The sequence below is a fragment of the Paenibacillus sp. Z6-24 genome (genome assembly GCF_054161335.1).
The window spans coordinates 3471324-3484682 of sequence record NZ_CP096398.1; the positions used below are offsets into that span (position 1 = coordinate 3471324).

Annotated in this window: 10 protein-coding genes; all 10 read right to left on the reverse strand. The window is 51.1% G+C overall.

The features are described from left to right. Positions 1-5: 5 nt before the first annotated feature. The 10 genes from polA to mdh all read right to left on the reverse strand — a co-directional run bounded on the left by polA (position 6) and on the right by mdh (position 13347). Complete coding sequence (gene polA / locus M1D61_RS15080) at positions 6-2690, reverse strand: DNA polymerase I (protein ID WP_458119469.1); 2685 nt, start codon at positions 2688-2690, stop codon at positions 6-8. Between the two features lie 153 nt (positions 2691-2843). Beyond that, positions 2844-3503, reverse strand: coding sequence for a phosphate signaling complex protein PhoU (phoU, locus tag M1D61_RS15085; protein ID WP_458119471.1), 660 nt, complete (start codon positions 3501-3503; stop codon positions 2844-2846). Between the two features lie 146 nt (positions 3504-3649). Beyond that, positions 3650-4405, reverse strand: a complete 756-nt coding sequence (pstB, locus tag M1D61_RS15090; RefSeq protein ID WP_458119472.1) for a phosphate ABC transporter ATP-binding protein PstB — start codon at positions 4403-4405, stop codon at positions 3650-3652. 140 nt (positions 4406-4545) lie between these two features. Continuing rightward, complete coding sequence (locus M1D61_RS15095; protein ID WP_458119473.1) at positions 4546-5820, reverse strand: methyl-accepting chemotaxis protein; 1275 nt, start codon at positions 5818-5820, stop codon at positions 4546-4548. 167 nt (positions 5821-5987) lie between these two features. Then, complete coding sequence (locus M1D61_RS15100) at positions 5988-6719, reverse strand: response regulator transcription factor (protein ID WP_046215579.1); 732 nt, start codon at positions 6717-6719, stop codon at positions 5988-5990. A gap of 97 nt (positions 6720-6816) precedes the next feature. Continuing rightward, positions 6817-8634 (reverse strand): two-component system histidine kinase PnpS, encoded by a 1818-nt coding sequence (pnpS, locus tag M1D61_RS15105; protein ID WP_458119474.1) that lies wholly within the window; start codon positions 8632-8634, stop codon positions 6817-6819. 12 nt (positions 8635-8646) lie between these two features. Continuing rightward, complete coding sequence (locus M1D61_RS15110) at positions 8647-9633, reverse strand: bile acid:sodium symporter family protein (RefSeq protein WP_458119475.1); 987 nt, start codon at positions 9631-9633, stop codon at positions 8647-8649. Positions 9634-10461: 828 nt separating this feature from the next. After that, complete coding sequence (locus tag M1D61_RS15115) at positions 10462-11322, reverse strand: SDR family oxidoreductase (RefSeq protein ID WP_046215576.1); 861 nt, start codon at positions 11320-11322, stop codon at positions 10462-10464. 303 nt (positions 11323-11625) lie between these two features. Then, positions 11626-12051 carry a hypothetical protein gene (locus tag M1D61_RS15120; protein WP_458119477.1) on the reverse strand — a complete coding sequence of 142 codons (426 nt, stop codon included), beginning with the start codon at positions 12049-12051 and terminating at the stop codon, positions 11626-11628. Between the two features lie 351 nt (positions 12052-12402). Beyond that, complete coding sequence (gene mdh, locus M1D61_RS15125; RefSeq protein WP_458119479.1) at positions 12403-13347, reverse strand: malate dehydrogenase; 945 nt, start codon at positions 13345-13347, stop codon at positions 12403-12405. Between the last annotated feature and the right edge of the window lie 12 nt (positions 13348-13359).

Genomic DNA, 13359 nt, shown 5'->3' on the forward strand with positions numbered 1-13359 from the left:
ATGATTTACTTGGCTTCGTACCAGTTGGAGCCGTAGCTGACATCCGCCTTGAGCGGCACAGACAGCTGCAGAGCATCCTTCATGATCTGCGGTACGAGTGTCTTCATTTCTTCCATTTCATCCGCCGGCACTTCAAATACCAGTTCATCATGTACCTGAAGCAGCATACGGCTCTTGAGCTTGCGGTCCTTGAGCGCTTTGTCCATATGAACCATTGCCAGCTTGATAATATCTGCGGCGGTTCCCTGGATCGGCGTATTCATCGCTGTGCGCTCGGCAAAGGAACGCAGATTGAAATTGGAGGAGCGAATCTCCGGCAAATATCGGCGGCGTTCCAACATCGTCTTCACATAGCCGTTCTTCTTGGCTTCGTCGACGATATCATCCATGTAGCGGCGTACGCCCTGGAATACGTCAAAGTACTGGGCGATAAATTCCGACGCTTCCTTCCGGGTAATGCCCAGGTTCTGGGACAGTCCGTAATCACTGATCCCGTAGACGATACCAAAGTTAACCGCTTTGGCCGAGCGGCGCATATTGCTGTCCACCTCTTCATGGCTCACGCCGAATACATCCATCGCTGTCTTGGTATGAATATCCATATCATGCAGGAAAGCATCCTTCAATCCCGGATCATCGGAGATATGAGCGAGTACACGCAGTTCGATCTGCGAATAATCCGCTGCCAGCATCGACCAGCCCTGTACGGAAGGAACGAATACTTTGCGCAGCTTGCGCCCTTCTTCCAGACGGATCGGGATATTTTGCAGGTTCGGGAACTGGCTGGACAGCCGTCCGGTCGCTGTAATCGTCTGGCGGAAGTACGTATGCACCTTGCCCGATTTAGGATGAATCTCCTTGAGCAGACCTTCCACATAAGTCGATTGCAGCTTCGACAGCTGGCGGTAAATCAGAATATGCTGCACTACATCATGATAAGGAGCCAGTTTCTCCAGCACCTCGGCATCGGTGGAATAGCCGGTCTTGGTCTTCTTGATCACTGGCAGCTGCAGACGGTCGAACAGAATCTCGCCCAGTTGCTTCGGTGAATTCAGATTGAACTCTGTACCTGCCTGCTCATAGATCTGCTTCACCAGCGTCTCCAACTGGCTCTCAAATTCCTTGCCCAGTGCGCGCAGTTCGTCTGTATTGACGGCGATACCCTGCTTTTCCATATCGGCCAGAATGCGTGACAGCGGCATTTCCAGATCCTTGAACAGGCTGGTCATCTCATTTTGCTCCAGCTGTTCACGCTGCAGCGGTACCAGCTGACGGATCGTCGCTGTTTTCCGGGCCAGATGCAGGCTCAATATGTCAGCTTCCGGCACTTTATAGCGGGCTCCCTTGCCGAAGATGGCATCATCTTCCGGCAGCTGGGGCAGACCATTCCGGCCAGCCAGTACACTCAGGCTCTGACCGGAATCGGTTGGGTCGAGCAGATACGCGGCAATCTGAATATCGAATCGTGCTCCGGCAAAAGGAATATCGTCCCAGTACAGCACCAGATCGGCGCGGTGCAGATCATGTCCGTCCTTCGGAATCGACTCGTCGGCGAGCCAGCTGCGAATAGGAGCAGCCGCTTCGCTTTTGAGCGTCTCCGGTGTCAGGAAGAAATACTGGTCCGGTGCAGAGAGTACGATGCCGACCAGACTGGCATGATGGGGATTCTCCCCGCGGCTCTCGATATGCACGACATCAATCTGACCCAGCGCTGCTTCCAGCTGGGCGATCTCTCCCTCACCGATGACGGTAACCGCCAGCTCTTCAGCCTGCTGTCCGGCAGACTCATCCAGATCCAGATGATCGATCACGCCATCCGGTGCTGCATTCGACAAATTGAGACGCTGCAAAATGGATTTGAATTCGAGCTTTTGCAGTGCCGATACCGCTGTTGCTGCCTGGATGCCTTCATATTTGAGACTGTCCCATGTCGCATCGAACGGAACCTCGCGATAAATGGTTGCCAGCTCTTTGCTCATGCGGGCGTCATCGGCATGCGTCTCGATCTTTTCCTTCATCTTGCCTTTGAGCTGGTCGGTATTGTTCAGCACTTCCTCTACCGATCCATACTGGTGCAGCAGTTTTAGTGCCGTCTTCTCGCCTACTCCCGGAATGCCGGGAATATTATCGGAAGCGTCGCCCATCAACCCTTTGAGATCGATAATCTGAGATGGAGTCAGGCCGTAGCGCTCCTGTACTTCGGCAGGTCCATAGGCTTCAATATCGCTTACACCTTTGCGGGTCAGACCGACTTTGACATGATCGGAGGCCAGCTGGAGCATATCCTTGTCTCCGCTGATAACGATCACTTCGCAGCCTTTTTTCTCCGCCTGCAGGGACAGTGTGCCGATAATATCATCCGCTTCATAACCTTCCAGCTGGTAATGGGTGATGCCAAAGGCAGTCAACAGATCCTTGAGCAGCGGGAACTGTTCGGATAGCTCGGGTGGTGTCTTCTGACGACCTCCCTTGTAATCCTGATAGTTGCTGTGGCGGAACGTGATTTTACCCGCATCAAAAGCGACCATGATATGGGTCGGCTTCTCCTCTTCCAGCAGCCGCAGCAGCATATTGGTAAATCCGTATACCGCATTGGTATGCATTCCGCTCGATGTGGTCATCGGCTGCTGCATCGCAAAAAAGGCGCGGTAAATGATACTATTTCCATCTATTAACATAAATTTTTCCATAGATCCTCCTGTGGTCAGAACATGCATGTATAGTAGGTGTTTCTCTGTTAAATAGGTTATGTTATCGCTTATTCTATGATACCACAAGGCTCTCCGTTCCAAAACAAAAGCACCGGATAAGTTCCGGTGCTTTGCAGTGTGAAAATGAAATTGTCAATTGTTCAGATCCGGACGTCTGCCGGTAACCAGATAGACGACGCTCTCGCCGATATTGGTCGCATGATCGGCGATCCGCTCGATATAACGTCCGGTCAGGTTCAGTAGCATAACCTGCGGGCCATCTGCTGCATTTTCCAACATATGCTGGTGCAATTCACGAATCATGCCGCTGTACATATGATCCACCTGATCATCATCATTCCCTACTTTGTGAGCCAAATCCGTATTTTCGTCCAGATAGGACTGAATAGAATCCCGGGTCATCTGAATCACGATATCCGACATGCGAGGGATATCTACCAAGGGCTTGATCAAGTTGGAGCCCTGCATGCGCAAAGTAACTTTGGCTACGTCGCGCGCCAGATCACCCATACGCTCCAGATCACTGGAGATTTTGAATGCGACGATAATCCGGCGCAGGTCCTTGGCGACCGGCTGCTGCGTCACAATCAGACGGGAGCCGATATCCATAATCTTCTCTTCCATTTCATTTAGACGGTAATCATTTTCGACAACGTTTTTGGCTTTGGCCGTATCCAGCGTCTGCAATGACATTACCGCATCTTCTAATGCTTCGATTACGTGATCTCCCATGGCGGTGAGCAGATGCCGGAGTTCACTGAGACTTTCATCAAATCCTTTGCGGTTAGGCATTCATAATCCTCCTCTAGGCTGGTTGAATAATGCAGATTACACCGCTTATGACAGTTCGGTCGATCCCTGCTCCCAGACGGCCGACGGATACTTTCCGGTACCGGCTTGAAGCGGTCAACTATTCAACAAGCAAAGGCGTGCTGCCCTCAGCCGAACCGGCCGGAGATGTAATCTTCCGTACGGGAATCGGTCGGATTCGAGAACATTTCTGTCGTATCCGTAGACTCTATCACTTCCCCATTCAGGAAAAAGGCCGTCTGGTCGGAGATCCGTGCTGCCTGATGCATGTTATGGGTAACCATAACGATGGTGTAATCCTTTTTGAGATCCTGCGTCAACTCTTCAATTTTGAGAGTGGAAATGGGATCAAGGGCGGAAGTTGCCTCATCCATCAGCAGAATATCCGGCTGGCTCGCAATCGCACGTGCAATGCACAGGCGCTGCTGTTGACCGCCGGACAAACTCAGTGCCGACTTTTTGAGGTAATCCTTGACTTCTTCCCACAGGGCAGACTGCCGCAGACTGCGTTCCACGATTTCGTTCAACTCTGTTTTGGATGTAATGCCCTGCAGGCGGGGACCGTAAGCGACATTTTCATAAATGGATTTTGGGAAAGGATTGGGCTGTTGGAATACCATACCTACCTGCTGGCGCAGATCCTCCACTTCTACGTCATCTCCGTAAATGTCGGAACCGGCGATCTCCACCTTGCCTTCGATACGTGTACCGGGGATCATGTCGTTCATCCGGTTCAATGTACGCAGCAGTGTCGATTTACCGCAGCCGGACGGCCCGATAAAAGCGGTAACTGCCTTTTCCTGAATAGTAAGTCCGATATTTTTAAGAGCATGATGCTTCTCATAGTATAAATTTAGCTGTTCAATGCGAATAATGTCTGACACAGGGTCACACTCCCTTGATTCTCTTGTCCTGGCAATCATGACCGGGTCATGATTCCGACTGGCATCTATACATCATACGTCATATTTGTAAACCAAGACCTTTCGTATTGTAAAGGGAATGTAAAACTTCCGACAGCCAGTTAATCCTGCAATCCGGCAGTGACGAGAGCGGTTAGACGTGCTGCTTCGGCCGCCTTGTCCAGCAGTTGATCCGCATGGGCGGAAGCCTCATCCGCTCCGGCAGCCATCTCTGCAAACAGCCGGTCTGCCTTGGCGATGGATGTCAGGCTCCGCTCCATCGTCTGCTCGGTCGTCTGGCTGTACTGTGCCGATTGTGCGATCATCTCATTCAGTCCATTCAGCAGACGAGTGACGTCCGCAGACAGGGTAGTGATCCGGCTGGACAGATGGCGCATCTCTCCGGCAACAACCGCAAAGCCGCTGCCTGCCTGGGCAGCACGCGCCGCTTCAATCGAAGCATTGAGAGCCAGCATAGTACTCTGACCGGCCAGCTGGGATACATCATCCAACACTTTGCGTGCCTGGACAGTATGCTGCAGCATCTCCTCGGTCTGAAGACGCTGACGGCTCACCAGCTGCCGGGCCTGCCGGAAACTCTCTCCCGCCTCACCCAGCTCGCTGTGACCGGATACCGTACGGACCTTGATCGCTTCCAGCTGACTGGACGTATGTCCGGCTGCACCGGTAACGGTCTGTACCGCCTCTTCAATCTGTCCAACAAAGGAACGGGTCTCCAGCAGCGACTGCAGCCGCTGCTGCTCGGCAAGTGCCTGCAGATGACGGGATAACTCCATCATGTCGCGAATCGTAATCGCCCCTGCCAGCTGTCCGTTCTCCGTCAGCAGTACACATTCATAAAAGGCTTCGCCTTCACGTACCAGAGCCGCATCCACTGCAGTCGCCGCATCGGTATGGATATCCATACTCAGTACATCCGGACGGGTAAACCGGCTCGTCGGACGCCCTTCATACAGCTCGGTAGCGAAGCGGCTGGCCATGCGCCGGTAGAACTGCTCGCGCATAATCAGCCCTGTCGGCTCGCCAGCTTCATTGCATACGGCGATACAGGGCAGCTGTTCCTCCTTGCGGAAGCGCTGTAGGGTGACACCGCATGTCTCGTCCACTGTAATGCCGGGAATGGTCATCCGGTAATGCTGCAATGTCAATTCGGGACGGTCGCTTCCTGTATTCATCATTTTATCTCTGACAGGTCTTTGGTCCCTGTCAGGCATCTTTGACTCGATCGTATCCGGTTTCTGTGCATCTGTATTTGTACTGTGCTGAAGCAGCATCGGCTGCTCTGTATGTTGATCCGCCACACCCTGTTTTACCATTATATGCTCGCTTTCAGACTTTACCTGGCTTCCCGGCTTTTCCAGCAATAAATTAGACAAACCGTATCGTCTCCCTTAGTTCTCTGGTATCACTTCTCCTCTTCAGACTAATCTATGATTGTAAATTTAATTTGCGGATTGATGAATGATTATGTAATGACGCGTATAAAACTTCCTGTCTTCCATCCGATATTCCGGTGTATGTAAAAAAATGCCCTTCATTCCGTTTAACCGGAATGAGGAGCACTTGTTTTCTTGCGCACGACGAGTTTGTAGCCCACTCCGCGAATCGAATCGATATGTACCGATTCCGGGTCAAGTTCCAGCTTTTTGCGCAGCGAACTGACGTGTACATCGACTGTACGCTGACCGCCGATATAATCAAATCCCCATACGGCATTCATCAGATCATCCCGTGTCATCACGACGCCCGGTTTACGTGCCAGATACAGCAGCACTTCAAACTCTTTGGGACGCAGCGTAATCTGCTGCATGCCCAGCGCGACTTCATACTTGTCCGGATAGATCATCAGATCGCCCAGTTCAATGCGGCTCTCCTGGGAATTCTCTTCCACCGGCTGATCTTCACGTCCGGTTGCCCGGCGCAGTACCGCCGCCACACGTGCCAGCAGTTCGGATACGCCGAATGGCTTGGTGATATAATCATCGGCGCCGGCTTTGAGCCCTTCGACGACTTCTTCCTCCGCATTTTTGGCTGTCAAAATAACGACAGGTGTGCGTATACCGGAGCTGCGCAGCTTGCGTAAAATATCTAATCCCGACATTCCCGGTAACATCAGATCCAGCAGGATCAGCTCAAAAGATTCACTCTGAGCCCGCTCCAGACCGGCACTGCCATGGTCTTCTACCGTAACTTCATACCCTTCCTGTGTCAGGTTGTAGGACAACAGTCGGGACAACGTTGATTCATCTTCAATGACCAGCAATCGTTTAGTCATGATAACCTCCATATGGGTTCACATTTCATCCACCTTGACCAGCATATCACGATTTTGTTAACACAGTGTAAAAATATTGAATTTGATTAGCCGGCAGTTAAAAGTCGCCTTCATCTTCCTGCAGCAGAGGTAGATTTACCGTAAAGGTGGTACCGATATTTACTTCACTCTCTACCGTGACCATACCATGATGCAGTTCGACCAGATGCTTGACAATCGACAAACCCAGTCCGGTTCCACCTGAACTGCGCGAACGTGCCTTGTCCACCCGGTAGAACCGTTCGAAGATCCGCGGCAGATCCTTGCGCGGAATGCCCATGCCCGTATCGCTCACATCAAACCGGATACGCTCTTCGCCTTCCGGAGACATGAACTCTCCCACGTCCAGTGTGACCTTGCCGCCATCCTGCGTGTAGTTGATCGCATTGGAGATCAGATTCACGAAAATCTGCCGCAGCCGATCCTCATCCGCTTCCATGAACAACTCTTCCGGCACGTTCATGATCATTGTAATATTTTTTTTGGCTGCAGACGAATTGAGCATCTCCCGGATTGTATCGAAGAACGGCTGCAGATGAATCGGTGAAAAGTTAAGCGGCGAGCGCTTGGATTCAATTTTGGACAATTCCAGAATATCCCCGATCAGCCGGTTCAGCCGCTCACTCTCATCATAGATAATTTGCAGGAAAGAGCGTGATGTCTGCTCATCCTGTACACCGCCGCTCAACAGGGTCTCGGCAAATCCTTTGACCGCAGCGATCGGCGTCTTCAGTTCATGGGACACATTGGCGACAAATTCGCTGCGCATCCGTTCCAGACGGCGGATATTGGAGACGTCCTGGATCAGAAACAGCATCCCCCGGTACGTATCATCGTCTTCGAACATCGGTACGCCGTCGATCTCGATCAGCCTTGGCTCCGGATTGTACAGGGTCTGCTCATCATGAATACGCTCCTTGCGGCGCAGTCCTTCTCCGAGCAGCTTGCTCAGCTCATAATGCTGTTTGAGTTCCTGATACGGCTTGCCGATAATGCGCTTGGAGCTAATCCCCAGCATCTCCTCGGCAAACCGGTTCACCAGTGCGACATTGCCATTAAACTCGACCATGACCATCCCCCCGGTCATATTGGCCAGTACACTTTGCAGCAGATCTTCATTGTCACGTATGACCTTGAGCTGCATCTCCAGACTGTCTGCCATATTGTCGATCGCTTTGCCCAGATCACCGATCTCGTCTTGCCGGTCCAGCCTCACCCGTGCGCCGTAATCCAGCCGGGAGATCCGGTTGGCCACCCTGGTGATATGCTCCAGCGGACGGGTCAGACTGGAAGCAACCCGGTAGCTGACCAATGCCGTGACAAGGAAGAGTACTGCCAGACTGATCCCCATCACTGTCCAGGCGCTGCGGACGCCATTTTCAACGGCCTGGAGACTCATGGATAGACGGATATACCCATCAAATTGTCCTTCCTTATGTACAGGAGCAGCGACGTACAGCATATTCTCCTGCACGGTATTACTATACCGGATCGCACTGCCAAGTCCATTGCTCTGGGCCGCCCTAATCTCTTCACGGTCCCCATGGTTATTCATGCTGCGCGGATCGCTCTGCGAATCCCCGATCACGGTTCCATCCCGTTCGATAAAGGTCACTCTTGAGTCGGTAAGCTTGCTCATCGCTACCGACTGACTTGTGTAATAATCGAGTATCTCCTTGGTGGGTGAGCCTTCCACCCCTTCATTTTGAAAGGCAAAGGTGGACTCCAGCAGGCGGATCTCCCGCAGCATATTATCTTCCAGAGTCTGCACATGGGAATCCTTGTAGATTTTGCCCATGGTAAAGGCTGCTGCCAGACCGAGTACTCCCAGCAGCAACATAATAATCAAGGTCAGACGGACGCGGAACGGTTTCATGCTTCTCTCCTTTTATGATGTTTTGCTTTCTTGAAGCTTCTGCTTGCTCCGGTAACTCGCGATACGTACAAATATGGAATATTGGAGCGTCGCCATCGGCTGCTGAAGCATAATGCCGAGCACGACCGGCACCGCTGTTTGCGGGCTAAAGTAGGACATGGCGATAACCATGCCGACCGATATATTGCGCATCCCCGACGTATAGGCCAGCGTCACCGGCAGCTCTCTGCCTTTTGCGCGAAGTATACCAGAACATACGTAACCGAGTCCATAGCAGAGTGCCACAATGAAGAACACTGCCGGAATAACCAGCACCAGATCGCTGCGCAGTGCACTGAGCTGCGGGGCAATGGCAGCCGCATTCAGCAGCACTACACCGGCAAAACAGATTTTGGAGATCGGCAGGGTGACCGGAGCGGACCATTCCTTGAACCGTCCTTTGGATAGTTCATAGACAATCATGCCGAGCAGGGTCGGCAGTACAATAATCAGCATCAGATCTTGAATCATACCCAGTGTATCAAACTGGATATTGGCTCCAAAAAACCACTGGATCAATCCCGGCACGACAAACGGGCTAATCGCCGAATCCACGATGACCATTGCCAGCGCGAGCGCCACATTGCCCATCGACATGCTGACCCACAGTACCGACGATACGCCCAGCGGAATAGCGGTGAACAACACCAGACCAATCGTATACGGCGAACCATGGCCAAACATCAGCTCTCCCAGCCCATAAGCGAGCAATGGTGCAGCCACATGGGCGAACAGCAGCGTAACAAACACAGGCGCTGGCCTTTGCAATACGCCCTGCAAATGCTTGCGTCCGCAACCAATCCCCATGACAAAGGTAACATAGGCAAACAGATAAGGGATCCAGCTCGTAAAGGCGATCAACTCATCGGATAACACAAATCCGAGCAGCAGCGTGCAGGGAATAATCGCGAACATATACTTTTCAAAGTTGCGGGTAAATGCTGCCGACCATTGTCTCATTTCTTTCATCTCCAGCCTTTTCACTTTGTTGTATGTATCATAATAACACATGGATCATGGGTGTATGGGTGAAAATGGTAACTGACAGCAAAAAAAGTTTAACGTGTGCATTTTATGGAATGGAGTTACTTTTTTTACAAAGCGATTGAGCTCGGAGCTTGTGGGCATTGGGATAGCAGTGTTGGCGGGTATGGTGGATATGCTGGTGCGATTTATCATATTAATTATGGATTTGGGATTTGGGATGCAGATATATAGTTCATGCACTCCAGACAGGAATAAGAGCACGTCCTCCGATTAAGTCTGGAGATCTTTGAATGGGTGTAGGAAATGAAGATCTCCAGGCTTAAAGGTCGTCCGTTGCTCTTATTTCCTTTCTTCCGCTGCGTGAATAGAGAGGCATTGGCAGGTTTTTATAAAAACCCTAGGAGTATATTTAGGCCTTTATTTGTTAATGTTTGCTTGCAGTATGGACGACCTTCATTAACTATTTAAAGCTTTTTCAGCTCTATGTCTATGCTATTAATGATCTATCCAGAGTGATGCGTGCATAAGATAAAAGCTGCTACTGTCGTTGATGGTCTAATCGTAGTTAACGTCCCAACCGTGGTTGATGCTCCAATCGTAGTTAACACTGCAACTGTCATTGATGCCCTGATCATAGCTAATGCTACAACCATGGTTGTAGCTCCGATATAGTCCATGCTCTAATAGGCAGCTGCCACAATAAGTTCAGTAAAAAAAGACCATGACAGCCTGCACGCTGCAGGAACCGCCACGGTCTTTTGTAAAAGTAACTGTGATTCACTCTGCCAACTGTTCAGCCAATCATCCGTTGATGATTTCGCCGCCGTTGACGTGGATGACCTGGCCGCTGACATAGGAGGAATCGCTGCTTGCCAGATATACATAGGCTGGAGCGAGTTCTTCCGGTTGGCCCGGGCGCTTCATCGGTTGGGATTGACCGAATGCTTCGACTTTTTCTTCATCAAAGGAAGCCGGGATCAGTGGGGTCCAGATTGGGCCTGGAGCTACACCATTGACGCGGATGCCTTTCTCTGCCAGATTCATGGACAGGGCACGGGTAAAGGACAGGATTGCTCCTTTGGTGGATGAATAATCGAGCAGTACCGGTTCGCCGCGGTAGGCAGTGATCGATGTTGTATTGATAATGGATGCGCCTGAATGCAGGTGTGGCATCGCTGCCTTGGTGATAAAGAACATTCCGAAGATATTGGTGCGGAATGTGCGTTCCAGCTGCTCCGCAGAGATATCTTCGATACTCTTCTGGACATGCTGTTCTGCGGCATTGTTCACCAGAATATCGAGTTTGCCCAGTTCTGCGACGGCTTTTTCGACAGCACTTTTCGCAAAGGACTCGTCTCCGATATCACCGGCGATTGTTACGCATTTGCGTCCTTCTTTTTCTACTAGAGCCTTGGTTTCTTCGGCGTCGTTGTGCTCATCCTTGTACAGGATCGCTACATCGGCACCTTCCTTGGCAAAATAGATAGCGACAGCGCGACCAATCCCGCTATCACCACCTGTAATGATGGCTGCTTTTCCTTCGAGTTTGCCGGCAGCCTTGTATTCCGGCGCCTCAAACTGTGGACGTGGGGTCATTTCGGATTCAATACCAGGTTGTTTCTCCTGATGTTGTGGAGGTAAACTTTCCGGTCTGTTGGACATTATTCATTCTCCTCTCATCATTTGAGTAATCTAGGTTGTTCTCTATGAATCGGTTGTGCCAGATGAAGAATGGGCAAAAACAACGCTTATGTGTCATTGACGTTCCTATTGTTCAACCACTTATGCTCTCCATTCTGCTACGCTGCATTATTACCACATGCTGTAAATGTCTAAACAATCGTTTTGCATTTTTTGCCTTTTCACCCAGCAAAACAACCCCCGCAGACCGATCTGCGAGGGTTGTTTTTTTTGCTTTTACAGAGACATTTTCTTTGCCAAGAAAGTGCCCTGTATTTCAATAAATCAGATAATATCGCGGTATACCATAAAGAAGCTGATTACGGCTACACAGACAGCCAGTCCGATACTGAGTGAACGGATTTTGGCAGCGTGTGCGGAGATATCCTTTTTCTGCTGGATATCGGCCAGAGCGAGCCGCAGCGGCTTGCCCATAATGCCGCCAAAGGCTGCAATCGCCAGCAGCAGTACGACCACGACGATCATCCAGGCAATACTGTATGTACCCTGGGTCATCAGGTAACCACCGGTCAGCAGCTGCACGATCAGACCAAACTGCGCTACACGGTTCAGCGTACGCACGATCGAGAGCGCTCCGGACTGTGACGAAGCATCCCAGCTGCCCAGTTTACCTGCCACAAACGGCAGTACCAGATAGAATCCGGTCGAGAGCGCTCCGAGAATGTGTAAAAATACGAGTACTTGAATCACTGCATATCCTCCCCATCTGTACTGAATAGTCATTCATTTCCTTGTTGCTGCATTATTATTTTACCGAATGATCTGTGAAAAATATACTGTTTTGCACTCAGGTTGTGTCCAAACGATGAACAAGACAATGACCAGGGATGAACAAGTCTGTAATTTTCCTGTACCTTCCCTTATGCAAAAGGACTGCTTCCCCGTCATATTGACGAAGAAACAGCCCTTTGTATCGTGCCACTATAAGAATGATGCAGTGATCAGCAGTTACCCGATGCCGCTGCATCATAATGCTGATGATTATTAATTGCCGCTTATGCCAGTTGGAATCAAGCAGCAGACCGCAGCAATTTCCATCAATCAGCCTGCGATGATCTGGATCACGCTGCGTACGGATTCTGCCGACTTGTCTAGGGCTGCCTTCTCCTCGGAGGTCAGTTCCAGCTCGAAGATCTTCTCGATGCCGTCGCCGCCCAGAATCGCCGGTATACCCATGAACAGATTATCATAGCCGTACTCGCCTTCCAGATACGCGATCACCGGCAGAATACGCTTCTTGTCCTTCAGGATCGCTTCAGTCATCTGTACGAGCGAAGCTGCAGGCGCATAGTATGCGCTGCCGTTACCGAGCAGGTTGACGATCTCTCCGCCGCCTACACGGGTACGCTGTACAATCGCTTCGATCCGCTCGCTGGAAATGAGGGTATCGATCGGAATCCCGCCTACGCTGGAATAGCGTACGAGCGGTACCATATCATCCCCGTGACCACCGAGCACAAAGCCGCGTACATCTTCGACCGATACATTCAATTCCTCTGCAATAAAGGTGCAGTATCGGGCCGTATCGAGTACACCGGATTGTCCGATGACACGATTTTTCGGGAACCCGAGTGTCTGATACGCGACATGCGTCATCGCATCAACCGGATTACTCAGAATAATCACGATCGATTCAGGCGCATGCTGCTTGACCTGTTCGCAGACCGACCGGACAATACCCGCATTGGTATTGACCAGATCGTCGCGGCTCATGCCGGGCTTGCGTGCCACTCCTGCCGTGATGATTACGACATTGGAGTCTTTGATATCGTTGTAATCAGAAGTCCCTTTGATATGGCTGTCAAATCCCTGAACAGGACCTGCTTCCATCATGTCAAGCGCTTTTCCCTTAGTCGGATTCTCCAGCTGTGGAATATCTACCAGTACGACGTCCCCGAGTTCTTTTTGGGCGAGCATCAGGGCCGTTGTGGCACCGGTAAATCCGGCGCCCACGACGGTGATTTTTCTGCGCTTAATCGCTGTCATCGGTTCATCTCC

Excerpts from the sequence above, each read along its gene's own strand:
- polA (WP_458119469.1), bottom strand. The coding sequence starts at position 2,690 with ATGGAAAAATTTATGTTAATAGATGGAAATAGTATCATTTACCGCGCC.
- phoU (WP_458119471.1), bottom strand. The coding sequence starts at position 3,503 with ATGCCTAACCGCAAAGGATTTGATGAAAGTCTCAGTGAACTCCGGCAT.
- M1D61_RS15100 (WP_046215579.1), bottom strand. The coding sequence starts at position 6,719 with ATGACTAAACGATTGCTGGTCATTGAAGATGAATCAACGTTGTCCCGA.
- pnpS (WP_458119474.1), bottom strand. The coding sequence starts at position 8,634 with ATGAAACCGTTCCGCGTCCGTCTGACCTTGATTATTATGTTGCTGCTG.
- M1D61_RS15110 (WP_458119475.1), bottom strand. The coding sequence starts at position 9,633 with ATGAGACAATGGTCGGCAGCATTTACCCGCAACTTTGAAAAGTATATG.
- M1D61_RS15115 (WP_046215576.1), bottom strand. The coding sequence starts at position 11,322 with ATGTCCAACAGACCGGAAAGTTTACCTCCACAACATCAGGAGAAACAA.
- mdh (WP_458119479.1), bottom strand. The coding sequence starts at position 13,347 with ATGACAGCGATTAAGCGCAGAAAAATCACCGTCGTGGGCGCCGGATTT.